Genomic DNA, 25,982 nt, shown 5'->3' with positions numbered 1-25,982 from the left:
CGAACCGAGCGGGCCCACACTCGACCCAGGAGTATGCGATGGCCACCAAGACGGGCCCCCAGAGATATCCCGGCGCAAGCCGGGCGAACTGGTACCAGGACGACTTCGGCGGTGACCCGATGCAGGTCAATGTCGTCGTCCTGCACACCACGGAGGGCCGCACCCTTCCCGGATACGGCGGCGGCTCCTCCGCACCGAACCTGACGGCGGTCCCCGACCTCGCCGCCAAGAAGCTGAAGTGGTACCAGCACTTCGACATAGAGACCTCCTCCCGGGCGCTGGTCAATCTGCGGGGCGGCGTCGAGACGAACACCATGAACGTGTGCCAGGTCGAGCTGGTCGGCACCTGCGACCCGAAGACCCACGCGAAGTGGAAGACCGCGGGCCAGGCGCACATCTACTGGCCGGACGCCCCCGACTGGGCACTGCAGGGCGTCGCCCGCTTCCTGGCCTGGGTGCACGAGGAACACGGCGTACCGCTGTCCGGCCCGAAGTCGTGGCCCGCGTACCCCACGTCGTACGGGAGCGGCGGCCAGCGGCTGACGGGCGCGCAGTGGGCGGACTTCAGGGGAGTCTGCGGGCACATGCACGTGCCCGAGAACGTCCATGGCGACCCCGGCGCGATCGACTTCGCCAGGATCACCAAGTACGCGAAGGCCGAGCTGGACGTGGACGACGACACCCCGGAGACGACCACACCCGCCACACCCGCCAAGCCGAAGGTTCCCGCGTTCCCGGGACGCAAGTACTTCGTGGCCGGGGCCTCGAACGCGTACGTCCTGCAGCTCGGCAAGCAGCTGGTCAAGCGCGGCTTCGGCGACCATTACAAGGTCGGCCCGAGCAGGACCTGGGGCGAGGCGGACCGGCTGAACGTACGGGACTTCCAGAAGTCACGAAAGGAACTGCGCGGCGACGCCGACGGCAACCCCGGCCCGCTGACCTGGCGCCTGCTGTTCTCCTGAAACCACGAGGTGCGTACCTCCGGAAGGTACGGCCGCTCACGCCCCGCCGTCGGCGCAGGAGGGCATGTCGCCGGTGTCGTGGTCGACCCGAGTTGTAGTAGGCGATCGTCTTGTTGATCAGGTTTCCGCCGTCGGTCTCGACCGATGTCTGTTCCCCATGCCCTGCGCCGAACAGCAGGCCGGCGATATGCGCGTTCGCCACCTGGTCCATGTGCGCGAAGAACCAGTCCACCTTGTCGTCCTTGTAATGGTTGAGGGTGTTGTTCTGCGCCATGTTGCCGACGGGGATCTGCCACAAGACCACCGGCTTGCCCACGGACTCGGCCATCGTCTTGTAAAACCCCAGCTGGGCAGTGGCCTTCTGGTCGGTCCAGAAGTTGTCATAGCCGCCGTGGGCCGGCTGTGCGTACCAGCCCGCATCGCGGTCCGACACATCGGCGACCAGGAAGTCGGCGTCCTTCGCCCCGAGGTTCGCGTAGTCCTTGGCGCATCCCTGTGTGTTGTTCTGCCAGTCCCAGCAGGAAAGGTGGAACCCCACGGTGGTGTTCGGCGCATATTTGTGCGCCATCGCCATCAGGCAGCGGGAGAGTCCGGCGGCGCTGTTCTCCTGCGATCCGCAATCCGTCGGATTTGCGCTCGAGACCTTCGCGGCAACCTGGTGCGGATCGCCGAGCGACCGAACATAGCCCCAGAAATCAGGCTCAAGGTCGATCATGTCCTGCGAGTTGCCGATCTTCTGGAGGAAGAAACGGTAGTCGTTCATGTACCGGGTGAGCAGGTCAACCCTGTTGATGGCCTCGACCTCGCCCGGACCGTCGCCATGGCCTGCCAGATCCCCGAGGTCGCGCAATGAGTACCAGGTCCACCAGCCTTCAACGAACAGCCACTGGAACATAGGATGTATAGCTACTTTCGGGGGCCAAGCTGCCGCCCGAGCAGCAGCAGTCGTCGCCGGCGCCGGTCTCGTACGGGCCACAAAAGGACATACGCGGTGGATACGACGACGAAGCCCAGGCGGATCAGGCCACGGGTCGCATCATCGGGAACGACGAAGACCGCGCCGTACAGGGTGATCAGCCCGATCCAGCTCCACCAGGGCACCAGGCGCCGCTGCCCGATCACGTCCCACAGCAGTGTGCCCAGCAGGACGGAGGCGGTGTAGTACGTGTAGACGCTGGGATCCAGGGCGATCCGGGCGTTGGCGCCGAGCAGGACGACGGCGGGCCAGCGGCCTCGCCAGACCGCGACGCACCCCAGCGCCAGCCCCACCGCGGCCTGTGCGGGCCGGTCCCAGGGAGGGGTCTGCGGATCGTCGACGCCGAGCCAGCGCAGCGCGGACGCGGGCTGGTTGGGGATGGTGAACTCGGCCGCGGCGAACGACTGCGGGGCACCGAGGAGGAACGGCAGCCAGACGAGCGCGACCAGACCCGCGCACCACAGACCCGCGCGCAGCCACTGCCCTCGCGGCAGTGCGAGCAGCAGCGGCAGGAAGGCCAGCGCGGTCGGTTTGGAGTCCATGGCCAGGGCCAGGAAGATGCCCGTCGCAGCAGCGTTGCCGCGGGTGAGGGCGCGTACGGCCAGGGCCGTGAAGAAGAGTGCCAGAACGTCGTCGAGGTGGCCGAAACGGACGGCGACCTCGATCCACATCGGGATGAAGGCGAGGCCCGCGATCAGCACCCGCTGCCGCAGCCGCTGGTGATTGGTGCCGGTGCCCAGGAAGTGCCAGGCGGCGCTGCGTCCTGCCACCACCAGGATCACCAGGCCGAGCAGGGACATCACGCCGACGGCCAGGAACTGCCCGACGGACTCGGGGAAGGGGTTGAACAGGCCCGCCGCCAGGAAGCTGACGGGGCCCATCTGCAGTTCGGGGTGGTGGGCGTACAGGTTCAGACCGCCATCCGGCCTGCCCGAGCCCGCATAGAGCAACTCCCCACCCGTACGCAGATAGTGCCAGGAGAAGCCCCCGTGCGGCTGGACCACGGCGAACCACAGGAGGGTCCAGGCGGCAAGCAGCACCAGGTGCATCCGCTTGCTGATGGCCGACACGCTTTCTCCCCTTGGTTCTTGTCACCTCGCACGGTCCCCACACGTCATGCGCCCCTCCTTGAGATGTCTGGAAGGCGATGCAGGTTCGTTCCGCCCCCTTCGTTCCGCCCCCGTTGTGCCACCGGCCTGACGACGCGTCCTGGCGGAATTGTCCGTAATCGGTAACAGACGGATCCCTCAGCCGCTTTCCCCCCTCTTGCCGGACGCACAGGCCCCACAGGAACGGCAAGGAACACAAGACATGGTGCGAAGTGGCGGACGGGGACGGTACGGCAAGGTGCTCGCATCGGCGCTCGGGGTGACCGCGGTGGCTGCCATGGCCTCGTTCTGGAACGCGCAACTCGGTTCCACCGGCGGACAGCCCGCCCAAGCAGGTGTCTCGGCGCCTCCCGCCAAGTCGCACACTCAGCCGCAGGGCCGAAAGACGGCGCCTGTATCGGCGGAGATCGTGCATGCCTCGGATGGGGGCGGCCGTAGCGTCAACATCACCATCGACGACGGGCCGGACCCGGTCTGGACACCGCAGGTGCTGCGGGTGCTGCGGGACAACGGTGTGAAGGCCACGTTCTGCATGGTGGGAACGCAGGCTCAAGCCCACCCGGACCTGGTCAAGGCGGTGGTGGCGGCCGGGCACCGGCTCTGTGACCACACCGTTTCGCACGACGTCACCATGGACCGCAAGGCCGAGGCCTACCAGTCACAGCAGATCCTGGACGCCGAACGCATGATCACCGAGGCGTCCGGGGGCGTCCGCCCGCTGTACTACCGGGCCCCGGGTGGTGCCTTCACCCCCTACAGCCGGCACCTCGCCGCGTCCCGTGGAATGCGGCCGCTCGGCTGGAACATCGACTCCAAGGACTTCGAGCGCGCCGGCACGAACGCCATCGTCGCCACCGTCAAGAGCGAGATATCCAACGGGCCGACCCTGCTCTTCCACGACGGGGGTGGAGACCGCTCCCAGACCGTGGCCGCCCTGCGCGAGCTCCTGCCGTGGCTGAAAGAGCAGGGGCACTCCTTCGGCTTCCCGCTGCGCTGATGTGGTCGCCGTGCGATCGGGCGAGCGGGCGAGCGTGAGTTGTCGAGTGCGACGTTCGGGCTATTGCACGTCCACGAAGTCGCCGGTCGCCTTGACGGCCGGGGTGGTGGAGGTGCCTGCGAAGTCCCAGCGCCAGTAGCCGTCTTCGGACGCGGCGATCGTGGTCGTCAGGGTGCCGGTGCTGGAGGTGTACACGGTCTTGATGGTCGTGTAGGTCGTAGTGCCGGCCTTGCGGAACTGCAGTCTGACCGGCTGGTTGGTGTAACCCCGGTAGTCGAGGTTGTCCCAGTCGGCCCGGGTGAGCTTGCCGGTGACAGTGAGGGTCTTGCCCTTGGCCACCGGCTCCGGGCCAGCGTTCACGGTGAGCTTGGACTGCCGCTGCAGACGGGTCGTGGAGTAGTTCGGCGTGTGCGTCCAGCTGTCGTCATTGGCCACCCCCTGCACACTGACCTTCCAGGTGCCGGCGTGGGCGTTGGTGAGCGCGGTGCCGCCGTACTTCCAGTCCGGTTCGAGGGGGATCGTCTGCGAGCAGGTGGAGGTGGTGGCACTCGAGGCGACGCAGTCCGCATGGGAGTAGTACTGGTCCGACACGATGCGGTCGTCGTACGTCTCGTAGGGGTTCGCGCCGTCCGGTCCGCGCCACAGGACGAAATCCGCGTCCTGGATGCCCGAGGGGTGGGTGAAGGTCCCGGAGACGGTGACCGTCTTGGCGTAGAGACCGACCACGATGTTCTTGCCACCGTCGAAGGTGACGTTGCTGATCTGGACGTCGGTCTGGGTCTCGTCGCCGTAGGCACCGGGGGCGGCGAAGCCGGCCAGCGCGGCGACCGCACCGAGCAGAGCAAAGGCAGCGCGCTTGCGCATGTGTCTCCTTCACGGAGGGAAGAGTGGGAACCCGCCGAGCGGAAGCAGCGGGGCAGTTGAGGCCGGTCAGGGACCGGTCAGGGACCGGTCAGGGACCGGTGACCGACTTGATCGTGTACGGGAAGCTCTCCTGCTGCCAGATCACCGTGAACCGGGACGTCGGGCGGGTGTCGACCTGGGGTACCCGGCCGTCCGACGTGAGTGTCTTCGTGGTGCCGAAGGTGCCGGAACGGCTGATCAGGCGGGCGCTGGTCTTGGTGTAGCTGTACGGGGGCGTCGATTTGGGGACGACCGTGTGGAAGACCAGCATGCCGTCGCCGTCGTCGTCGAGGGCCAGATCGGGGCGGTCGCCCAGCCCCAGGCCGGTGACGGCGCCCCGGGCACCGGCCGCGGACAGGCGGCGGCCGAGCAACTCGAGCTTGCCGGTGCTGTTGTAGCGGGTCCACACGATCATCGAGTCGCCGTCGAGGTCGGTCGCCAGGGCGTGGTGGAAGCCCACGTTGTCCGTGGAGGCCGAAATGCGCAGGGGAGACCCCAGGGTGCCGGTGCGGCTCCAGCGGGAGGCCCAGACCTGCGAGCGGGCGCCGCCGCCGGAGTGGTAGGTGATGACGGCGTCGCCGTCCCGGTCCACGCCGACCCGCACCATGCCGAAACCGCCGTACGACGCGATCGGCGAGGTGAGCACCTTCGTCGAGGAGACGGACGTCGACGTGATCCGCCTGGCCACGACGTCCGAGGCGCGCGCCCAGGCGACGACGAACTGGCCGCTGCGGTCCACGCCGATGGCCGGCTTCTCCGCCGAGCCCGAGCCGAGCGTGATGGGCGTGCCGAGCGTGCCGTCGAGCTTGATACGGCGGGCGACCGCGTACCAGCTTCCGTCGCGGATCTCCGTCCAGGCCGCCATCGCGGTGCCGCCCGGGGTCACGGCGACCACCGGGGTCGTCGCGGGCGCCGACGTGGACAGCTTCTGCAGCGGTCCGACGAGGCTGCCGGAGGCCGCGACCCGGCGGCCCACGACCTGGCTGTCCTGCTGCCAGACCACCGCCGAGTCGCCGGTGTCGTCGGAGGCGGCCTCCGGCCAGGACGGCGCGGCACCGTCGGGTGACAGGGTGCGGATCGCCGTCACCGTACCGCTCGCGGTCTTCACTCTGGTCTGGATCCGGTAGTAGCAGCCCGGCGTCGACAGGTCGCAGGCATTCCAGGCCAGCAGGGCGTCGCCCTGCCGGTCGACCGACACCGTGGGGGAATCGTCAGGGGTCCAGCCGGAGGCCGACACGTTCCACGTCGACGTCCACGCAGCCTCGGCGTTCATGGCCATCGTCGCGGTGACCGCGATCCCGGCAGCCGCGGCGGCGGAAACCCCGGCAAGAACACGACGCTTCACCGCACGCCGATGACGTGCTGCACGCGGAGCCATCCTCATCCCCCAGTTCATTCCCATGACTCAGGCACAGCCGTCACACAGGCTGCCCGCAATACCCAGCGCACCTGCATGCTCAAACGTCACATGCGGCACGGACGGGCCGACCGAGGCGCCCTTGTGGTGTCGGGCTGCGAGCGCTATCGGCGTCGGTGCGACAGCCGGCTGCGGGTTCGGGTGGCGGCCACGATGCCGATGATCGCGGCGGCTGCGATGAGGAGTGCCGAGTAGCCGGTTCCGATCACCACAGGCGACTTGGCCAACTGCACGCAGCCGAGGATGAGCGACACGACCGCCACGGTGGTGGTGAAGAAGACGGCGATCTCCAGCGGGATCATCCAGGAGGGAACCGTGCCGGAGCACACGGCTCGGCTCTCGGTCGTCTCCTCCGTCACCGGACGATGTCGATGCATGTCACTGCCCTTCGCTTGCGGCGTGGTGGAAGTCGACTCGCCAGTTGCAGAACTTGGTGGAGATCGAGGCGGGAGGGTAGCAGTCGGCGCTGCCGTCCTGGTAGGCGACGTGCGCCGAGCGTCAGAAGCGTGCAGCGTGCAGCGTGCAGCGGGCTTCGGGCTTCCATTCCATCAGCAAATGTTCCCTCGCACGCGAATATTTGGGTGTGGGCAACATCGACGACATCGCGGCAGGTTTGCTTGGCCTCTGGATTCTGCTGTTCCTGCTCGATGCGAACCGGGCGAATTTATTCGTCGAATTCGTGCGAGGAACAGCGGATTTGCTGGCCTGGTGGTCGCAGGACATTTTCACGATGGACACAGAGGGCCTACGCGTTGTCCTCAACTATGGCCTCTCGGCCGTCACGTATTTGCTGATCGGCCATGGGATCGCCGCACGACTCAACCGCGCCTGACGGCGCATGCGGAACCGGACGGTGTGACCGAGACCACACGCCGAACCACTGCTCGGCGCCGTACTCCTCGAACCGCTCCACCTCGCTGAACCCCAGCTTCGCCGCGAGGCGCATCGCGCGGTCGAGCGCCACCGACGTAGGTGCCCACCTCTGGCGAGGCGAACAGCTCGATGAACGCCGCACGGTCCCGGGCCTCGGACTCGCGGAGCACAAGCCGTTCGGTCCTGATCGGGGCAGGTGGCCAGGCGACGGGTCCGAGTCCAGTCATGCAGTGATCCGCGTTCCCCGAACGGCGTTCGGCCCGGGCTCCGAGAGTGGCCCGGGCCGAACGCCGACGGATCAGATGCGGTCGGCAGCGATCAGGAGGTAGTGGAAGCTGCCCTCCTTGTAGGCGGTGAGGAAGGGGTCCTCGACACCGGTGGCGACCGAGGACTTCGCGCGCAGTTCCCAGTACGGGATCGTGTCGGGGGTCAGGTCGATGACCTCGATGGGGACGAGGTTGTTGGCCGCGAGGGCCTTGAAGTACTCGCTACGGGGGTGGATGTTGCAGGTGTAGTGCTCGTCGATCTTGCTGACGGCCTTGGAGCGCATGCCGGTGACGTCGTTGGAGCAGCCGGTGATGCACACGTACCGGCCGCCGTACTCCAGCAGGCGGGAGAACTCGGCGAACAGTTCGAAGAGATCGACGTACATCGTCGTCTCGTTGGTCCAGATCGCGCGCCGCGATCCGGTGTCCAGGCGGGTGTCGAGCATGTTGCGGAAGTGGAAGCGGACCTTGTCGGCCACGCCCCGCTTCGCGGCCTGATCGCTCGCGAAGGCGACCTGCTGCTCGGAGATGCTCACGCCGTCCACGTGGCAGCCGAACCGGGCGTTCGCCATGAAGCTGGTGCCGCCGCGGCCGGAGCCGGCGTCCAGGAGGCGGTCGCCGGAGGTGATGTCGCCGAGGTGGTCGAGGAGTACCTCCGCCTGGGCGGTTTCCAGGCGGTGCATCTCCTCGATGATGCGCTGCTCGCGGGTCTCGGGGTCTCCCTCCAGCACGGAGGGGTCGTAGTCGCCGATGCCGTAGTGGTGGTGGTAGAGGCCGTCGACCTCGCCGAGACGGATGTTGACCGGGTCCTTCTCGGCGTTCCAGTAGGCGGCCACGGACTTCTGGTAGTCGGTGCGCAGGACGTCGCCCATGGCGATGTCCTCCATCTGCGTAGAGATACGGGGCATGGGTGGGGGCCTTCTACTCGTGGGCGTGGGGGGGGGAGGGTGAGGGTGAGGGGGGTGAGGAACTGGCCAGTGCTCAGGCGGCGTTCGTGTCGTCGCCGTGGTAGCGGGCGCTGCTCGCGTGCCATTCGCGGCTGCCGCCGACCCAGGCCCAGGTGCTCGCAAAGAACCGGCGCAGCTCGGGGGAGCCGGTCAGGCTGAGGGCGGCGGCCTCGGCCTCGAAGGTGTGCATGAGCTCGTTGTGGATGTCGACCGTCCGGTCGACGGCCTCCTCCAGGGAGCAGTCGTCCTCGGCGGCGATCAGCCGGGGCAGGCTGAAGTCCGTCGGGTTCTCCTTGCCCATGGAGTAGAGGTCGTTGACGATCACGGTCGCCGAGCCCGCCAGGGTGAACGCGCGGCGCACCCGAGGGTCGGCGAACTCGCCCTGCGGCAGCTCGTATCCGGCGATCGCGTCGACGAGCACCATGCACGGGATGAAGCTGTTCTCGTGCCGGTGCATCAGGAACTCCCAGACGGGCGGTGTCTGTCCGGTGTTCTGCCAGACGCCTTCCTGGTTGTAGGCGACGAACATGATGCCCAGCTCGTGGCGGAGCCGGCGCACTTGTGTGGTGGTGGCGATCCGGGCGAGGTTGTCCAGGCCGGAACGCAGGGCCCGCATGACCGGGTCGGCGCTTACGACCTCCTCCAGTTGGGGCGCGTAGGCCCGCGGGAGGTGGGCCTGGTCGATCACCGAGTGGGCGATCGCGAGGCGCTGCCCGAGCAGTTCGGGGCGGGCCTCCTCCACCTCGCCGTCCATGTAGTGGTCGTCGACGGACCACTCGGACAGCCCGCACTTCGCCGCCGCCAGCAGCCGGTCGGGGTCGTCCGTCTCGGGATGGGCGAGCATCATGAGGCGTCCGAAGCCGGCCTTGCGGACCATGTCGAGCTTGCCGGGATAGATCCCGACCTCCTCGGCCCACTCGACCAGCCGTTCGTTGACGGTCTCGCCGAGCGCGGGGTCGTCTCGTACGGCGGGCGGGCAGTACAGCCTGCGGTCCAGGTCGGAGGATGCCGAGGGCTGCGCCGGTTCCTGACGGGGGGCGGGAGGCCGTGGCCGGGCGGCCGCCGTGCCGAGGCCGGTCGGACCGGTGGGCAGTACGGGGGCCGGTGGCCGTACGGCTTCGGGCGCGGCGGGCGCGAGCGGGTGCCGGGGAATCCGGGCCGCCGACGTGCCCAGCCCGGTGGGGGCGGACGGCAGTCGGGGGCCGCGCGCTGCCACCGGTGCGGCCGACAGCAACGGCGGTGCCGATGCCCGCGCCGACAGCAGGGTCCGTACCAGCCCCGCCACGTCGTGGGACGCCGCGGGCGCGAGGGCCCGGGAGATCAACGACACGGCTGTCAGTTCCCGTTCGTACGGGTCACCTGGACGTTCTCCAGGACGCCGAGCGCGTCCGGCACCAGCACCGCCGCCGAGTAGTAGTTGCTGACCAGGTACGAGATGATCGCCTTCTCGTCGATGCCCATGAAGCGCACGTTCAGGCCCGGCTCGACCTCGTCCGGGATGCCCGTCTGGTACAGGCCGATCACGCCCTGGTCGTCCTCGCCGGTGCGCATCGCGATGATCGACGACGTGCCCTGCTTGCTGATCGGGATCTTGCCGCACGGCAGCAGCGGCACGCCGCGCCAGGCGGGCAGGTGGTTGCCGTGCAGCTCCACGCCGCCGAAGTAGATGCCCCGCTTGTTGCACTCGCGGCCGAACGCGGCGATCGCCTTGGGGTGGGCGAGGAAACAGCGGGTCTTGCGCCGCATGGACAGCAGCTCGTCCATGTCGTCCGGGGTCGGCGGGCCCGAGAACGTGGAGATGCGCTGGTCGAAGTCGGCGTTGTGCAGCATGCCAAAGTCCTGGTTGTTGACCAGCTCGTACTCCTGCCGCTCGCGCAGCGCCTCGATGGTCAGCCGGAGTTGCTGCTCGGTCTGGTTCATCGGCTGGTTGTAGAGGTCGGCGACGCGGCTGTGCACCCGCAGCACGGTCTGCGCCACGCTCAACTCGTACTCGCGCGGGGTGAGTTCGTAGTCGGCGAAGGTCTGCGAGAGGGTCTCCTCGCCGACGTGGCCCGAGCTCAGCGCGATCTCCGCCTCGCCGGCCCTGTTCAGCTTCCGGTGGCCGTTGGAGCTGATCATGTGCACATGCGCGCGCAGCCCGTCGTGCCGCTCGGCGATCGCCTTGTACGCCGTCAACGGCAGCGCGAGGATCGTCGTGGCGGTCAACGTACGCGCCGTGAACTCCCACTTCTTGCCGGGCTCGGCCAGCACCTGGCCGCCGAAGGCGTCCCCGTCGGCCAGCAGCCCGGTGACCGACTCGTCGCCGTAGTGGCCCTCGACGATCTTCTCCACCTTGCCGTGCGCGACCAGGTACACGTGATCGGCTTTCCGGCCGGCCTGCACGATGACCTGGCCCGGCTCGTACTCCTTCTGCACGAACTTCTCGGCCAGCGCGCCGAGCGCGTCGTCGTCGGTGAAGCCGCGCAGCGGCGGCAGTTCACCGAGCTCGGCCGGTACGACCTGGACCTTCGCGCCGGTCTTCACGAAGGAGACCCGTCCGTCGCCCAGGGTGTACGACAGCCGGCGGTTGACCCGGTAGGTCGCGCCCGGCACGTTCACCCACGGCAGCATCCGGGTCAGCCAGCGCGAGCTGATGCCCTGCATCTGGGGTTCGGACTTGGTGGTCGTGGCCAGATTGCGCGCTGCTGCGGTGCTGAGGCTCTGCTGCTCCTGTTGCTGCGTCGCCTCGGCCCCTGACGCCGGCGCTGTCGCGGTCTCGAGCCGCATCGCGTACCTCTTTCTGTTCGCTTGCGTTCGCTTGAGTGATCGACGCGACGACCCATTGATCGTCACGCTCCGCATATAACTAGCAGGCGATCAATTACTTTCAGTGACCGAACAGATAGGCGCTCGAAGCTCGAATCTCCGCCGCATGCACCCCCTTCACGCCCCCACCCGGAATGAACCCCCTGGCCAGGAGGGGTGTCTGTCAGCAGACGGTGACGCCGATGCGTCAACAGAGCGTGCGCGCCGCCACCGGGAGGATGTGCACTCGCCAAAAGCTCAGGTGCTCCAGACGCCCCGTCGGGCGGCGATGTCGGCGTACTCGGAGAACTTGCCCCGACACTTCACCGCCCTGGTCGGCCGGCCGCCCATGACCTACCTGCGGGAACGACGCCTCGCCCTGGCCGCCGACCTGCGTCCGACTCCGTCGGGCGTAGGCGCGCCGGAGTCCTTCGGTCCGTATTACTGGCACTGCGGACACCACACCGTGCCGCGGCCTGCCATACGGGACCGGCGTAGGGAGTTGCCGCAGCGCGGGCAGGTGGGGGCGGGGTCGTCGCGGTGACCGGTGAGCCAGGAGTCCCGCGGCGGGACGCAGCCGGCGGTGACCGCGGAGCGCAGGGTGCGGCGCATGTGCGTATACAGGCGACGGCCGTCGGCCTCGGTGAGATCGCTCGCCTGGTTCATGGGGCGCAGTGAGGGCCGTTTTGACACTGCCGCGGCGTGCGCAGGGCGCGGCCTCGAACTCCTTTCGGTTCACCGCCATCGCGTCGGGTCCCTGGCGTTCCAGGAGCCGTGCGACCTCCGACTCGTCGTCGGCCGGCCAGAGGCGCTGGAGCTTGCGCTGGTCGCGGTAGCGGAGCTGACGGTCGCGGGCGACAGTGAACAGGACGCGGTCGTGCGCCTCGGCCGCGTCGTCGGGGTGGCTGCACACCAATCGGCCGGTCATACCGAAGTGGAACACCAGGGTGGGGCCGCCGGTGCGCGCGAGCAGCCACTTCCCGTACCGCTCCGGCTCGGTGAACGTCTGGCAGCTCAGGCACGGGGGTGCGTCCTCTCTCACGCGAAGATCCACGCGCTCGGATCGCTCTCATTGCATCCGGGACGGCTTCTTCTTGTTGAAGAGCCAGGCGTCGAAGAGCTTCGTCAGGTTCTTCCCGGACTTGTCCTCGCACAGGGCGATGAACTGTGCGGTGTCGGCGTTGCCGTGACGGTGCTGTCGGGTCCAGGTGCGGAGGATGTCGAAGAAGGTCTCGTCGCCGACGGCCTCACGCACCTTGTGCACGACCATGGCGCCGCGTCCATAGACGGGCGGGTCGGAGACGCGTGCCGCGCTGGGAGGATCGGCCGGAGGGAAGGCCCAGATGTACTCGCTCTCGGAGTCCGTGCCGTCGTAGAAGTCCTCGAAGATCTCGTCGGTGGTCCTGCCGCCCCGCTCCTCCTCCCAGAGCCACTCCGCGTAGGTGGCCATGCCCTCGTTGAGCCACATGTCCTTCCACTTGCGCGGGGTGACGGAGTTGCCGAACCACTGGTGCGCCAGCTCGTGCACGAGCAGCGTCTCGTCCGGCGCCTCATCGAAGTAGGGCTTGGTCTGGGTCTCCAGGGCGTAGTCGAGCTCGGGCAGGTGGTCGACGATGGCGCCGGTGGAGGAGAAGGGGTAGGGACCGAAGCGTTCGCTCGCCCAGCCGACGATCTCGGGCACCAGGTCTTTGACGTCTGCGGCGCCTTCGGCGTCTTCGGCGCCTTCGGACTCGTCGGGGTCGATGGCGACGTAGACGGGCAGGTCGGCGTCGGTCCGGCCCTTGTGGACCTCGAAGTAGCCGACGGAGACGTTCGCGAGGTAGCTGGCCATGGGCTCTTCGGTGCGCCAGTGCCGGGTCACCGTCTCACCCTTGTCCTCCTCCTTGGTCAGTTCGCCGTTGCTGACCACGTCGTAGGGGTCGCCGTCCTCGTCTTTGGGCACGGTGACCGTGATGTCGTACGTGGCCTTGTCCGAGGGGTGGTGGTTGCCCGGGAACCAGGTCATGGAACCGGCAGGCTGGCCGAGGGCGGTCGCGCCGTCATCGGTCTCGATCCAGCCTTCCAGGCTTCCGTCGTCGTTCTCGATCGTGCGGGGGGTGCCGTCGTAGGTGACGACCGTCCTGAAGATCTCGCCGTCCTTGACCGGCTTCGCCGGTGTCACCAGCAACTCGTCCTTCTCCCGCGCATATCGGGCCTTCGCGCCCTGCACCGTGGCCAGGCGTACCCGCAGCCCTGACAGGTCGAGGTTGAAGCGGCTCAGGTCCTGCGTGGCGCGCGCCGTGATGACAGCCGTGCCCTTCAGACGGTTGGTCTCGGGCACGTAGTCCAGGGTCAGCCCGTAATGCGCCACGTCGTAGCCGCCATTGCCGAGTGCGGGAAACAGCCGATCACCCAACCCGGCCGCGCCGGGCTTCGAGTCCGCGGCGGCACCGTCCACCGACGAGGAGCTGGTGCAGGAGGTCGTCATGGCCAGGAGAAGTGCCGCAGCCGGAACCCAGCCGGACAGACGCATCTCGTGTCTCCAATCGATCGGGGGACGCGGGACGTCAGAAACCCTGCGTTGCCTCTTGGTTGCCCCATAGTTGGTAAAAGTTTCTTTACACTTCTTCCGGCTGACATGGTCACGGCCGTGATCAATGATGGTGGAGCGCGCGGGCCGCGCTGGTCACCGGCCTTCGGCTGCGAGCGGGGACAGCAGGGACAGCGGGGACAGCAGGGACAGCAGGGACAGCAGGGACAGCGGGAAACAGAAAACCATGCCATCCAGCGCGAAAAGTGGCCTGGTTGACTACAAATCGGCGCCAGGCAATTGACATCCATACCATCGCGGGCATTTTCGCGAATAAGTAACAGAATTACGCTCGCCGCACGGCGTCAACCACGGGCGATGCTGTGGGGCACGGCGGGTGTGGTGGCACTCGGCCTCCTCATCGCGCTGGAGATCGGCGCGCGTCGCTGCTGCGGCATACCGGGGCCGCTGACCAGTCAGGCGAAAGACCTGATATTCGCCCCCAAGCCGGGTCCGCTGTATGCCGGTATGGCGTTGATGATGGTGGTGCTCACCTGGCGGCAACGGTTCATCGCGGCCGGTGTCGCGATCGGCATCGACCTCGTCTTCCTACTGGGACGGTGGGCGGTCGACGCCAAGGTGCCCGACGGCCATTTCTTCGGCAGCGGCGCGTTGTGGGTGATGTTGGGGTGTGTGGTCCTCGCTATCACACGCCGCACCGGCCAGGAACGTGTCCTGCTGCTGAAGGGCGTCGGGCTGGGCCTGCTGCTCGTGGCCGGCCGCAAGACGGGCGACACCTGGCTGCTGATCACGTCGAAGACCCGCCCGGCGGTGCTCGACCCGTACGTGGCAACCGCCGACCAGGCACTGGGCAACCCGTCATGGCTGGCGGGCCGGATCCTCGCGGCCACCGGCCCGATCGGCACCCATGTCCTCCAGTACGTCTACGCCCAGCTCGCGGTGGCCGCCGTCGTCGTCGCGCTGTACCAGCTGCGCAACGTGGCGGCCGAGCTCCGCTTCCCGAGCCATCACCTGGTGCGTCCCTTTCTGGTCATCGGCCTCCTCGGACCGGCCTTCTACATGATCTTCCCGGTGGTCGGACCGGTCTTCGCCTACGGCCCCGGCGCCTCCGGAACCGGCGGCGTGCACTGGGCGCTGGCCAACCTGTGGCCCCACACACCCCCGCCGATCAATGTCCCGCACCCGATGCCGTACGACGAGATCACCCCCCGCAACTGCATGCCCAGCCTGCACACGGCGTGGGCCACCGCGATCTTCGTCCATACCCGCAAGGGCCCACGGCTTCTGCGCTACGCCGGCACGTTCTGGCTGGTCGCCACGCTCGCCGCGACACTCGGCTTCGGCTACCACTACGGCGTGGATCTCGTTGCCGGCGTGGTCTTCGCGCTCACGATCGAGGCAGCGCTGCGCTCGCACCAACACGGCTGGGACCGGTCAGGAATTCAGCTGGTCACCCACGGCACAGTGGTCTTCGCTTCGCTCTTGGTGTGCTATCGCTATGTGCCGATGGAGATGGCCGCACATCCGCGGGTTTTCGGACCACTTCTCATTCTGGCGATGGCCTCGGTGGTCTACGGCTACGTACGCGCCGCCAAACTCTGGGAACCGAAGGCCGCACCAGCGCGGCAACCGGAACCGCACCCTCCCGGCCCAGCTCGGGAAGCGCACAGCCCGCAACCTGACGCAGCATGACGAACCAGTTCGGGCGCGGTCTTCTTGCGGGCCATCCATAAGTCATGCGCAGGCAAAATGCTAGGATCCCGCCACTCGCCTGGGGGGGCTGTCCGAACGTCATATGTGCCGTGGGTCCATGACCCGCGGCTCGACCGCGTGCGCACATGTCTCTCCAAGCCTTCGCCTACCGCCCCCGGAGAGGTCCTGCATGGGCAGACGTGCGCTCGTACGAGGCGCCACCGCCGCCGCTGTTTCCTTCACGCTCGCCCTCGGGTTCGGCCCGCTGACGGCCGGCAGTGCGTATGGGGAGACGGTCACCGGAGAGGTGGTCGTGCCGGCCACCACGTCCATGGTTCCCCGGACGGGTCTGCTGAGCGCGGGGCCCTCGGGGTTCCTCCGTTACGAGGAGGGGCGGGGCCAGCTGTGGACGACGTACGACGGTGTCGACACGGTCGTCGACGCCTCGGCCACGGACTCCTACGGCGTCACGAGTGCCGGCGCGGGCTCGGACGTCGTGTCCCGCTTCGACAGCTCCGCCATGACCGTGACACTGCGGAACATGACGTCCGGTCAGGTCAGCACGGTCGCGCTGCCCGAGGGGCACTGGTACTTCAGCACGCTCGGGTCGACGGTCGTCACCACGACGGGAACCCCGGGCACCGACCCCGCGTGGCATCTGCTGGACGCCCAGGCGGACGGTTCCGTCACCGACCGCACGGTCGAGGGCGTCCCCTCCGGCGTCAACCTGTGGACCGCCTCGGGGCTGGGTGACGCGCGCGGACAGGTCGTGCGGTACAGCCAGGGCGACGACTGGATCACCGGATGGCTCGACATCGAGCAGGCTCGCTTCACCCCCCTGCCGTACACCGTGCAGTCGTGGTACTACCTGGTCGCGCTCAGCCCCACCCACCTGGTGTGGTTCTACGACGGCACCCTGCACGTCGCCTCCCGCCAGGACCCGGCCGCCGCCGTGCGGACCGTACAGGTCGGCGACATCGCGCAGGTGCTGGGCCTGGTCGGCGACACCGTCATCGTGTCCCGGTACGACTCCTCCCTGGGCCGCTACGACAACAGCCGCGCGGTCTCGCGGGTCGAGGCCGTCCCCCTCGACGGCTCCGCGCCGCGGACGCTGCTGGCCAGGACGTCACGGGAGGCCGTGGCGACCCCGGACGGCGGGCTCCTGGTCGCGGGCGGCGCCGACACGGACCACTGGGGCGTCTCCCTCATCGAGGCCGCCGCAGGCGGTGGGGTCACCGTGCGCAGGATCGCGGACGCGTACCCCGCGAAGGCCGCCCACAAGGTCTCCCAACTCGCCCTCGCCCAGGGCCGGTTGACCACCGTGGAGCTGGACCCGGTGGGTGACTGGACGTATCTCCACACCCGTGAGACCGGCGTGGCCGACTCCCCCACGGCGGGGACCCGCACCACCCGCGGCCGGTTCGCGCTGGAGAACTACTCCGAGGGCCGCCCGCGTCTCCTCGACACCGGCGACGGCCGGACGGTCGTCTCCGGCTTCGGCACGAGCGCCGCCCAGCAGCCGCAGCTTCTCGCGTCCGGCCAGTCGCTGCCCGGCACCAGGATCGACAGCTCCCGCACCTACCAGACCGCCGTCGCCGCGAACGGCCGTTTCGCCGCCCTGATGAGGCCGTGGGACAGCACCGGCAAGGCCGAGACCCGGATCGTCGACCTCGACTCCGGGCGGACGGTGTACACGACGACGGAGACCGTGCGGGCGATATGGGGCACCACCCTGTGGGTGATGTCCGGCAACAACGCCGTGGTCGCCGTCGACCTGCTGACCGGAAAGGAGGTCGACTGGGTGTCGTTCGGGCGCGGCTGCCTGCTGAACGACTTCCAGGCGGTCGGCCGGTGGCTGCTGTGGAGCTGCGTCCTCGACTCCGAGGGCATGGGCGTCTACGACACCGTCACCGATCGCAACCTGACGCTCGTGTCGGGCGACGACTTCGGGCAGCCGCAGCTCGGCGACGGCTTCGTCGCGAACGTCGAGGACGGGCAGCTCAAGGTGATCGACGTGCGCGGCGGGACGCCCGTGGCGCACACCGCCGGGACGTTCGAGGGCAACGCCTGGGACGTCGACCCGTACACCGGCGTGATCGCCCAGCTCCGCTCCGACAACAGCATCCGTCTGACCGCCGGCGACGTCCCGGTCTCCGCCCTCGTCCAGCGCGACGCCACCGTCGCCGCCTCGGTCGACGTCAAGGGCGGTGCCGCGCAGTGGAGCCCGAAGTGGTGGCTGAACAAGCCCGCGGCCTCCTCGACGCTCGTGATCACCAACAAGGCCGGCAAAGCCGTGCGCACGCTCTCCGGCGGTCTGGCGCGCGGTGTGGTGGCCCCGAGCTGGAACGGCAAGGACGGCTCCGGCCGCCTGGTGCCCAACGGCGCGTACACCTGGAAGCTGACCGTCACCCCGGCGGACGGGCAGGGCGCGGCGCTGGCGAAGACGGGGACGGTGAAGGTCACCGGCGCGGCAGCGGCGTGGCGGGACTTCGTCGGGTCGGACGGCTTCGGCGAGCTGGTGACGCTGAACGGCTCGGGCGGGCTGACGTACCAGTACGGGACGGGGCAGGGAACGTTCACCGGGAAGCGGACGGGCTCCGGCTGGCCGACGACCGTGAAGGCGGTGCCCTTCGGCGACCTGAGCGGGGACCGGTGCAACGACGTGCTCGTACGGTTCAGCAGCGGCGCGTTGCGCGCCTACCGGCCCGCGTGCGGGGCGGCGGTGACGCCTTCCACCGCGTACACCTCCCTGGGCACGGGCTGGAACCAGTACGACGTGCTGACCTCGCCCGGGGACATCAGCGGTGACGGCCGGGCCGACCTGATCGCCCGCCAGTCCTCGACCGGCGACGTCTACCTCTACAAGGCGACGAGCACGGGCAAGCTCGCCACCAAGGTGAAGATCGCCTCCGCGTGGACGGGTTACAAGAAGATCGTGGGCGCGGGTGACCTCAACGGCGACGGTTACGGCGACCTGCTGGCGCAGGACAAGTCGAACGAGCTGTGGCGCTACGACGGCACCGCGACCGGCACGTTCAAGAGCCGCGTGAAGCTCTTCAACGACTGGGGCCCGTCGTACAACGTGGTCGTGGGCGTGGGCGACATCACCGGCGACGGCAGAGCCGACATCGTCGCCCGCGACACCTCCGGCACCGTCTGGCGCAACAACGGCGATGGCAAGGGCTCCTTCGGCGGCCGTACGAAGATCGCCACCGGCTGGCAGGGGTACAAGGGCCTGTTCTGAGCCTGCCTTCGCCACCGCCCCGCGGGCCCGGACGCCGTGGTTCGTCCGGGCCCGTGCCGACGACACCCTTCGACGCGAGCCCTGGCAGCTCTAGGATCGGCCGATGACCTTGGAATGGCGACACGTAATCGTTCACTCGGCAGATCCGGCGGCCCTGGGCCGGTGGTGGGCCGAGGCTCTTGGCTGGATTGTGGTCTATACCTCTGATGTGGAGTTCGCGATCCGCCCGGAGCAGGATCGCGGGCCGGGGTTGGAGTTCGTCCTGCTGGAGGAGAGCAAGCAGGGCAAGAGCCGGCTGCATCTCGACTTCGTACCCGATGACCAGGCGGCCGAGGTGGCCCGCCTTGAGGCTCATGGCGCGAAGCGTGTCGACATCGGCCAGGGTGACCAGCCGTGGGTTGTCATGGCAGACCCCGAGGGCAACGAGTTCTGCATCCTTGGCCAACGGAGCCAGTAACGCTCCCTGAGACACCGGCACAGCAGCAAAAGGCCCGGAGCCGAGTGTCCGACTGACGCTGCTCGCCGAGTTGTCCGCGAACGCCCCCGGGATTGTCCGTGATCGGTAACGGGCGCATCCCGTGGCCGCCGCCCCTCGTCCTGCCAGGTGATCGCAAGGCGATCGAGGATCGGCGAGGAACTGCGCGAAGGCGGGGCGGACATGGCACGGCACGGCGGCGGGCGGGGCTGGTACGGCAAGGTGGTCGGGGCGGCGCTCGGGGTGACGATGCTCGCCGCCGGTGCCTCGGTGTGGGCCGCGCAGGCGGGTGCCGTGGGCGGCTCGTCGCCGAAGGCGGCGGCGTCGGCCACGCCTGGCAGTGACGTCAAGCCGGTCGCGGTGACCATCGTGCATGCGTCGGACGCGGGGGCGCGCGGCGTCAACATCACCATCGACGACGGGCCCGACCCCGTGTGGACCCCCCAAGTGCTCGACGTGCTGCGGGAGTACGGGGTGAAGGCCACGTTCTGCATGGTGGGGACGCAGGCCCAGGCCCACCCGGACCTCGTGAAGAAGGTGGTCGCGGCCGGGCACCGGCTGTGCGACCACTCGGTGTCGCACGACACCACCATGGACAAGAAGTCCCAGGCCTACCAGTCGCAGCAGATACTCGACGCCGAGCGGATGATCACCGAGGCGTCCGGGGGCGTACGGCCGATGTACTACCGGGCGCCCGGCGGGGCCTTCACCCCCTACAGCCGCACGCTCGCCGCCTCCCGGGGCATGCGCCCGCTGGGCTGGAACGTGGACACCAAGGACTTCGAACAGCCGGGCACGGACGCCATCGTCGCCACCGTCGAGCGCGAGCTGCCGGGCGGGCCGACGCTCCTCTTCCACGACGCGGGAGGCGACCGCTCACAGACCGTCGAGGCCCTGCGCCGAATCCTCCCCCGGCTCAAGGAGCAGGGCTACTCCTTCGGCTTCCCGGTGCGCTGAGCCCCGGCCATGCCCCGGGTCTCGGTCTGCGTGCCTGTGGTCCCGGTGTTGCCGGGGGCGAGGCCGCAGGTGCCGGATCTCGATGCCCCGTCCTGTCCCGTGAGCTCCACGACGACCTGGCCGTCGGCGTCCTGGCTGTAGGCGATCGTGCAGGTCAGCTGGCGCAGGGCAGTGCTGTCCAGGCCCGCCAGGGCGAGGGGCAGGCGGGTCGTGACCCTGCCGCCCGGGGAGCGCTCGACCTCGACGGTCCCGCCGGGGCGGGCGGCGGGAAGGGAGGTGCCCAGGCCGGCGGCTCGGTCTTCCTTCCGTGGGCCGTGGAGCAACGCCATGACGACCTTCTCCGTCGGCACCGGTCCAGCCGTGTCGCCGGGCTTCTGGTCTCCGGAGCCCGACTCGACGTATCCGGGACCGAACGCGGACGAGGGCCCGGTCGTCCGGATCACGGGGCTCAGGCCTCCGTCGGGGGAACGGAAGAAGAGCAGCATGTCGTAGTCGCGGTCGAGGAAGGCCTGGATGGAGGCGGGACCGCCCGCCTCGATGACGTCGGTCTCCTGGATACCGCAGCCACCGAGCAGCGGTACGGTCACCGCCGCGACGGCGACGGCAACGGCAACGGCGGCCGCACGTCGGCGCGTCCGCGCACGCCTCATCCGCCGGCCTCCTCCGCGTGAAGCGGTATCTCGACGGTGAAGACGGCACCGCCCCCGGGCTGGTTCCCCGCGCGGATCGTTCCGCCGTGCAGCTTCACGTTCTCCTGTGTGATCGCCAGTCCCAGGCCGCTGCCCGCCGAGCGGGTGCGGGCCGCGTCGGCCTTGTAGAAGCGGTCGAAGATGTGCGGGAGCGCTTCGGGGCGGATGCCGGGGCCGCTGTCCATGACCTCGCTGATCAGCACGGGCGTGCCCGGGGAGCGTGCCTCGGTGCGCAGGCGTACGGTGACGGGCGCGCTGCCGTGCCGCAGGGCGTTGCCCACGAGGTTGGCGATCACGATGTCGAAGCGGCGGGGGTCCAGCCGGGCGCGGATGCCGTCGGGGAGTTCGGTGCGGACCCGGTCGTCGGTCCAGTGCCGGTTGTGGAGGGTCTTGCGGATCGCCTCGGCCACGTCGACCTCGTCGGCGTTCAGTTCGGCCGCGCGTGCGTCGAAGCGGGAGATCTCCATCAGGTCCTCGACGAGCACGGCGAGCTTTCCGGTCTCCGCGCTGACCAGCCGCACGGCCCGCGCGGTGTCGGCGTCCAGGCCGTCGGCGTCCTCGTCGAGGACCTCGGTGACGGCGAGCATTCCGGCGAGGGGGGTGCGCAGTTCGTGCGAGACGTCGGAGGCGAAACGGCGAGCGCGCTCCTCGGCCTCGCGCAGTTCCCGCACGGAGCGCTCCAGTTGGCCCGCGGACTCGTTGAAGGTGCGTGCCAGGTCCGCGAGTTCGTCGCTGCCCCGCACCGGGATCCGGGTGTCGAGTCTGCCACTGCCCATGCTCCGGGCCGCCTGGCGCAGTTCCCGCACCGGGCGCAGCACGCTGCGTGCGGCGAGCAGGGCGGGTATCAGCGCGACGGCGAGGCCGGGCAGGGCGCCGTCCCGGGCGGCCATGAGGAGGGCGTCGACGTTGACCTGCTCGTCGGTCATCCGCATGACGGCGTAGAGGACGAGTCCGCTGGGCAGCAGGCTGTCCGGGCTCGCCTTGAAGACGGTGGGCATGGCGATGGTCAGGTAGGGGACGCCGTCCTTGACGACCCGCTCGAAGCTGCCGTGGGGGTTGGCCCGCGCGGCGCGGCGCAGTTCGGGTGTGATGACGGTGGAGACGGGGTTCTCGCCCGAGGAGGCGCGGATCGAACCGTACTCGGCGAACACCACCCAGGGGTGCGGCTTGCCCTTGCGGGCGATGTCCCGCAGGACCTCCTCCAGGCCCTCCCCCTGCACGGGCAGGGAGAAGCCCGTCTGCTGGACGTGGTCACGGAATGACGAGACCGCCGTGTCCTGGGCGGTCTCCAGCATCGCGTTGCGGGCCTCACGGTAGGTCAGCGCGGCCGTCGTGCCGGCGCTGACGCCGGCGACCAGCAGGAAGGCGAGCAACAGCCGCGTACGCAGCCCGAACGCCCTGACCCGCGACCGGCCCGGGGCGGGGTCCGAGCTCACAGCGGCCCGAAGCGGTAGCCGAAGCCCCGCAGCGTCTGGACGTAGCGGGGGCCGCCGGCCTCGTCCTCGATCTTGCCGCGCAGACGGGCGACGCACGCGTCGACCAGCCGGGCGTCGGCGTGGTAGCTGTGGTCCCAGACGTGCTCCAGCAGTTGCTGCCTGCTGAACACCTGCTCAGGGGCGGCGGAGAGGTGCAGCAGGAGCTTGAGCTCCGAGGGAGCGAGCGCGAGCGGCCGGCCGGCTTTGGTGACGGTCAGTCCGACCCGGTCGATGGTGAGTGCGCCGTAGACCTCGATGGCCGGGCGGCCCGCGCCGCCGTCGTCCAGGCGGCGCAGTACGGCACGGATCCGGGCCTCGATCACCTCGGTGCGGGCGGGCTTGACGATGTAGTCGTCGGCACCGGCTTCCAGGCCGATGACCACGTCGAAGTCGTCGCCGCGCGCGGTGAGCATGATGATCGGCAGCTGGCTGCGCTCGCGGACCTGCCGGCAGACCTGCACGCCGTTCATTCCGGGCAGCATCAGGTCCAACAACAGCAGATCGGGGCGGAATTCGGCCAGCGCGGCGAGGCCGGCCTCGCCGGTCGCGGCCACCCGTACCTCGTGGCCACGGCGGCGCAGACCGAGTTCGACCCCCTCGCGTACGGACGGGTCGTCCTCGATGAGGAGCACGCGGGGCATCGGCGGTTCTCCCTCGGTGATGGTCAGGTCGGTCAGGTCCGGGACACTCGCCGGCGCACGCCGGAGAGCAGCGCGTCGAGTTCGGCGAGTCGCAGCGGACGGGCGAGCAGGGCGAAGGTGAGGACGACGGCGGCCGCGCCGGCAGTTGCGGCGGCCAGGGCGCCCGCCCGTCCCGCGCCCAGAGCCGCGAGGTGGCCCAGCGCGGTGGCGGGGACGGCAGCGAGCAGCAGCCGCGCGTGAGCGCCGACGGCGGACGAGCGCAGGGGGCGGGCGACGGCGAGCCGGCGGCTCAGCACCCGCCCGGTCACCGCCCAGCCCGCGCACAGCGCCAGCGAGTACGCCGCCGCCATGCCCGTCACGGCCCAGCGCGCCGGCAGCAGGTGCGCGGCGGCCAGGGACGCTCCCGCGTTGAGGGCGACGATCACGAGGTTGAGCAGGAACGGCGTACGGGTGTCGGAGAGCGCGTAGAAGGCGCGGGACAGGACGTACTGGCCCGACAGGGCGATGAGTCCCGGCGCGAAGGCCATCAGGATCCCGGCCATGGCGGCCGTGTCGGCGGCGCTGGTTCTGCCGTATCCGAAGACGAGGGCCATCACCGGATGGGCGAGGGCGAGCAGCGCGCAGGCGGCGGGTACGACCGCCGAGGCGCAGACGCGCAGGGCGTGCGAGACGTCGCGCCGTACGGCGGCGGTGTCCCCGTCGGCGGCGGCCGCGCTCATCCGGGGCATCAGCGCGGTCACCACGGAGACCGTGATGATGCCGTGCGGTACGACCCACAGGGCATACGCGTTGTTGTACGCGCCGTATCCGGGGCCGCCGTCGAGGCCCGCGGTCGTCGCCAGCCGGGTGGTGACCCAGTAGGCGGCCTGGTTGGCCAGCACCAGCAGCACCAGCCAGCCGGCCGAGCGCAGGGGGCGGGTCAGTCCGCTGCCGCGCCAGTCGAAGCGGGGCCGCCAGCGGAAGCGGGCGGCGCGCAGTGCGGGGACGAGGGCGAGGGCCTGGACGGCGATACCGGCGGTCGTGCCCCAGCCGAGCACGGCGGTCTCGGTCGCGGTGAGGGTGTCCCCTCGCCCCATGGCCAGGGCCAGGTAGAGACCGAAGACGGTCATGACGACGACGTTGTTCAGGACCGGCGCCCACATCATCGCGCCGAACCGGCCCCGTGCGTTGAGTACCTGCCCGAGCAGCGTGAACAGGCCGAGGAAGAAGATCTGGGGCAGGCAGTAGCGGGCGAACGCGGTGGTCATGGCCGCCTGCGGGCCGGTGTAGTCGGTGTACGCGTCGACGATCGCGGGGGCCGCCCACACCGCGGTCGCGGTGATCGCCAGCAGGGCGACCACGCAGACGGTGACGAGCCGGTCGGTGTACGCGGCACCGCCGTCGTCGTGCTCCTTGGCGGCCTTGACCAGCTCGGGCACGAAGACGGCGTTCAACGCGCCGCCGAGGAGCAGCATGTAGACGATGGTGGGCAGGGCGTTGCCGACGGCGTAGCCGTCGGCGGTCGGCCCGATGGTGCCCACCGCTGCCGCGACCACGGCGGAGCGGGCGAAACCGGTGGCCCGGCCGACGATGGATCCGGCGGCCATGACGGCAGTGCCGCGCGCCGCGGAGGAAGCCGCAGAGGCCTCCTTCGTCATCTGCTGCTTCATCGGCGGTTCAGGTACGCCTGGAAGGCGCGGTAAAGCGTGTGGTTGGCGCTGCCGCCCAAGGCTCTCTCCCATTCCCCCAACGTCTCGACGACCTGTCCTCCGGTGCCGAGCTTCCACCGCAGCAGTCCGAACGCACGTTCTTCAGGATCGAGAGTGGAGGGTACCCCGCGCATGTCGTAGACGTCGGCGCCGAGGGCGTGGGCGTCCAACAGCATCCGCCACTGCAGGGCGTTGGAGGGCCGGACCTCGCGACGGTGGTCGGCCGAGGCGCCGGTCTGGTACCAGGCCCGGCGGCCCACCGTGATCATCGTGTGGGCGGCCAGGATCTCTCCTTGGTGACGGGCGAGGTACAGCTTCATCCGGCCCGGTTCCTCGGCGTTGAGCGCCGCGTACTGACGCTCGTAGTAGGCGAGCGAGCGGCCGAGCCGGAACCCGTCGCGTCGCTCGGTGATGCCCAGCAGCCGGTAGAACTCGGGGAGTTCGGCCGCGCTGCCCACCACCACCTCGACGCCCTCCTTCTGGGCTCGGCGGACATTGCGCCGCCATTCCTGGTTGAGCCCGGACCACAGGTCCTCGGTGGTGCGTCCGGCGAGCGGCACGTGGAAGACGTGCCGGGGCTGGGCGTCCCCGTCCCCTCCGGTCCCGCCCCCTCCGGTCCCGTCACCACCGCAGCGGCGCCAGCCCCGGGCCCGCAGCCGCTCGGATACGGCGGTGCCGAGCGGGTCGACCTCACTGGCGAGGACGTCGCCCAGGCGTCGGCCCGGGCCGGTGAGCGGCTTGAGCAGGGCGGCGTCCCAGCGCCGGTAGGCGGGCGACGGGCCGATGCGCACGGCGAAGGCGCCCGCGCGGCGCAGGTGTTCAAGGAGCGGACCGAGCCAGCCGTCGATATCGGGGTCGCTCCAGTCGGCGACGGGCCCTTCGGGGAGGTAGGCGAAGTACTTGCGGGTGCCGGGCAGTTGCCGCAGCAGCACCAGGGCCACGCCCCTCAGTGCGCCCGCCTCCGGATCCGGCCCCCAGCCGAGCAGTTGGGCGCGCCAGCCCTCCTTGACGTCGGCCCAGGACGGGCACTGCAGGAAACCGGCGCCGAGCGCGGCGCCGTCGGGGGTGGCGAGGAAGGCGCGGTAGGTCTCCGCGGTGATGGGGCGCAGGGCCACGCCCCGGTCCCGTGCTTGGCACACGCGGCTGGGCGGCACGAGCAGCGCTGACACAGTCTGAGCCTCTCCTTCTCCCCGGGCTGTCGCGGGGACACAAAGGAGGCTCACAGCGGTCCATGACCGCTCCGTCCGGCGAATGTGACCGGACCATGACCGTTCCTCACCAGTCGCCGTCACATAGCTCCATAGCGGCTGACCTCGGGTTTTCCGGCTCTACAGTCACGACATCGCCGACTCGCCCA

20 protein-coding genes and 3 pseudogenes are annotated in these 25,982 nt (G+C 69.6%); 7 read left to right on the top strand and 16 right to left on the bottom strand.

Features of this window, described 5'->3' with window-relative positions; all coding sequences use genetic code 11:
• Nucleotides 1-38: 38 nt before the first annotated feature.
• Nucleotides 39-962, top strand: coding sequence for a peptidoglycan-binding protein (locus tag PBV52_RS25335; protein ID WP_274241296.1), 924 nt, complete (start codon nt 39-41; stop codon nt 960-962).
• Between the two features lie 906 nt (nt 963-1,868).
• Here PBV52_RS25335 and PBV52_RS25330 read toward each other — a convergent pair.
• Nucleotides 1,869-2,987, bottom strand: coding sequence for a hypothetical protein (locus PBV52_RS25330; RefSeq protein WP_274249561.1), 1,119 nt, complete (start codon nt 2,985-2,987; stop codon nt 1,869-1,871).
• Between the two features lie 262 nt (nt 2,988-3,249).
• On the opposite strand from PBV52_RS25330, the gene PBV52_RS25325 reads away from it, so the two are divergent.
• Nucleotides 3,250-4,044 (top strand): polysaccharide deacetylase family protein, encoded by a 795-nt coding sequence (locus PBV52_RS25325; RefSeq protein ID WP_274241295.1) that lies wholly within the window; start codon nt 3,250-3,252, stop codon nt 4,042-4,044.
• 60 nt (nt 4,045-4,104) lie between these two features.
• Here PBV52_RS25325 and PBV52_RS25320 read toward each other — a convergent pair whose 3' ends face one another.
• The 3 genes from PBV52_RS25320 to PBV52_RS25310 all read right to left on the bottom strand — a co-directional run bounded on the left by PBV52_RS25320 (nt 4,105) and on the right by PBV52_RS25310 (nt 6,741).
• Nucleotides 4,105-4,908 (bottom strand): calcium-binding protein, encoded by an 804-nt coding sequence (locus PBV52_RS25320; RefSeq protein ID WP_274241294.1) that lies wholly within the window; start codon nt 4,906-4,908, stop codon nt 4,105-4,107.
• A gap of 88 nt (nt 4,909-4,996) precedes the next feature.
• Nucleotides 4,997-6,292: a hypothetical protein gene (locus PBV52_RS25315; RefSeq protein ID WP_274241293.1), complete on the bottom strand. Its 1,296-nt coding sequence runs from the start codon at nt 6,290-6,292 to the stop codon at nt 4,997-4,999.
• A gap of 176 nt (nt 6,293-6,468) precedes the next feature.
• Entirely contained in the window at nt 6,469-6,741 is a 273-nt protein-coding gene (locus tag PBV52_RS25310; protein WP_274241292.1) for a hypothetical protein, read from the bottom strand.
• Nucleotides 6,742-6,956: 215 nt separating this feature from the next.
• Between PBV52_RS25310 and PBV52_RS25305 the strand changes: the two are divergent.
• Nucleotides 6,957-7,196: pseudogene (locus PBV52_RS25305) on the top strand (hypothetical protein); the annotation flags it as partial.
• Nucleotides 7,197-7,308: 112 nt separating this feature from the next.
• On the opposite strand, the pseudogene PBV52_RS25300 reads toward PBV52_RS25305, so the two are convergent.
• The 7 genes and pseudogenes from PBV52_RS25300 to PBV52_RS25275 form a co-directional block, all read right to left on the bottom strand.
• Nucleotides 7,309-7,464: pseudogene (locus PBV52_RS25300) on the bottom strand (GNAT family N-acetyltransferase); the annotation flags it as partial.
• A 71-nt stretch (nt 7,465-7,535) separates the two neighbouring features.
• Complete coding sequence (locus tag PBV52_RS25295) at nt 7,536-8,411, bottom strand: geranyl diphosphate 2-C-methyltransferase (RefSeq protein WP_274241291.1); 876 nt, start codon at nt 8,409-8,411, stop codon at nt 7,536-7,538.
• A 73-nt stretch (nt 8,412-8,484) separates the two neighbouring features.
• Nucleotides 8,485-9,780 carry a family 2 encapsulin nanocompartment cargo protein terpene cyclase gene (locus PBV52_RS25290; RefSeq protein WP_274241290.1) on the bottom strand — a complete coding sequence of 432 codons (1,296 nt, stop codon included), beginning with the start codon at nt 9,778-9,780 and terminating at the stop codon, nt 8,485-8,487.
• Nucleotides 9,781-9,785: 5 nt separating this feature from the next.
• Nucleotides 9,786-11,216 carry a family 2B encapsulin nanocompartment shell protein gene (locus tag PBV52_RS25285; protein ID WP_274241288.1) on the bottom strand — a complete coding sequence of 477 codons (1,431 nt, stop codon included), beginning with the start codon at nt 11,214-11,216 and terminating at the stop codon, nt 9,786-9,788.
• Between the two features lie 459 nt (nt 11,217-11,675).
• Complete coding sequence (locus PBV52_RS51800; protein WP_373921903.1) at nt 11,676-11,900, bottom strand: zinc finger domain-containing protein; 225 nt, start codon at nt 11,898-11,900, stop codon at nt 11,676-11,678.
• A gap of 202 nt (nt 11,901-12,102) precedes the next feature.
• Nucleotides 12,103-12,276, bottom strand: a pseudogene (locus tag PBV52_RS51795) (DNA-formamidopyrimidine glycosylase family protein); the annotation flags it as partial.
• Nucleotides 12,277-12,303: 27 nt separating this feature from the next.
• The gene (locus tag PBV52_RS25275; protein WP_274241287.1) at nt 12,304-13,701 is read right to left on the bottom strand and encodes a M1 family metallopeptidase; all 1,398 of its coding nucleotides are present in this window, start codon (nt 13,699-13,701) and stop codon (nt 12,304-12,306) included.
• 420 nt (nt 13,702-14,121) lie between these two features.
• Here PBV52_RS25275 and PBV52_RS25270 point away from each other — a divergent pair, with 420 nt between their 5' ends.
• The 4 genes from PBV52_RS25270 to PBV52_RS25255 all read left to right on the top strand — a co-directional run bounded on the left by PBV52_RS25270 (nt 14,122) and on the right by PBV52_RS25255 (nt 20,132).
• Complete coding sequence (locus tag PBV52_RS25270; RefSeq protein ID WP_274241286.1) at nt 14,122-15,456, top strand: phosphatase PAP2 family protein; 1,335 nt, start codon at nt 14,122-14,124, stop codon at nt 15,454-15,456.
• Nucleotides 15,457-15,646: 190 nt separating this feature from the next.
• Nucleotides 15,647-18,700, top strand: a complete 3,054-nt coding sequence (locus PBV52_RS25265) for an FG-GAP-like repeat-containing protein (protein ID WP_274241285.1) — start codon at nt 15,647-15,649, stop codon at nt 18,698-18,700.
• Nucleotides 18,701-18,803: 103 nt separating this feature from the next.
• Nucleotides 18,804-19,157, top strand: coding sequence for a VOC family protein (locus PBV52_RS25260; protein ID WP_274241284.1), 354 nt, complete (start codon nt 18,804-18,806; stop codon nt 19,155-19,157).
• Between the two features lie 201 nt (nt 19,158-19,358).
• On the top strand, nt 19,359-20,132 hold the full coding sequence (locus PBV52_RS25255; RefSeq protein WP_274241283.1) for a polysaccharide deacetylase family protein: 774 nt from the start codon (nt 19,359-19,361) through the stop codon (nt 20,130-20,132).
• Here PBV52_RS25255 and PBV52_RS25250 read toward each other — a convergent pair.
• Genes PBV52_RS25250 through PBV52_RS25230 form a run of 5 tightly spaced genes read right to left on the bottom strand, consistent with a single transcriptional unit; the run spans nt 20,105 to nt 25,794 of the window.
• Nucleotides 20,105-20,782 carry a hypothetical protein gene (locus tag PBV52_RS25250; protein ID WP_274241282.1) on the bottom strand — a complete coding sequence of 226 codons (678 nt, stop codon included), beginning with the start codon at nt 20,780-20,782 and terminating at the stop codon, nt 20,105-20,107. The two genes, PBV52_RS25255 and PBV52_RS25250, sit on opposite strands and share 28 nt — an antisense overlap.
• Nucleotides 20,779-22,257, bottom strand: coding sequence for a HAMP domain-containing sensor histidine kinase (locus PBV52_RS25245; protein WP_274241281.1), 1,479 nt, complete (start codon nt 22,255-22,257; stop codon nt 20,779-20,781). The genes PBV52_RS25250 and PBV52_RS25245 overlap by 4 nt, the downstream gene beginning before the upstream one ends.
• Entirely contained in the window at nt 22,254-22,937 is a 684-nt protein-coding gene (locus PBV52_RS25240) for a response regulator transcription factor (protein WP_274241280.1), read from the bottom strand. Before PBV52_RS25240 ends, PBV52_RS25245 begins: the two co-directional genes overlap by 4 nt.
• Nucleotides 22,938-22,969: 32 nt before the next feature.
• The gene (murJ, locus tag PBV52_RS25235; RefSeq protein WP_274241279.1) at nt 22,970-24,574 is read right to left on the bottom strand and encodes a murein biosynthesis integral membrane protein MurJ; all 1,605 of its coding nucleotides are present in this window, start codon (nt 24,572-24,574) and stop codon (nt 22,970-22,972) included.
• 8 nt (nt 24,575-24,582) lie between these two features.
• Nucleotides 24,583-25,794: a peptidoglycan bridge formation glycyltransferase FemA/FemB family protein gene (locus tag PBV52_RS25230; RefSeq protein ID WP_274241278.1), complete on the bottom strand. Its 1,212-nt coding sequence runs from the start codon at nt 25,792-25,794 to the stop codon at nt 24,583-24,585.
• Nucleotides 25,795-25,982 lie beyond the last annotated feature (188 nt).

The organism is Streptomyces sp. T12, assembly GCF_028736035.1.
Classification (GTDB): domain Bacteria; phylum Actinomycetota; class Actinomycetes; order Streptomycetales; family Streptomycetaceae; genus Streptomyces.
This window is presented reverse-complemented; position numbering and strand designations above follow the sequence as displayed.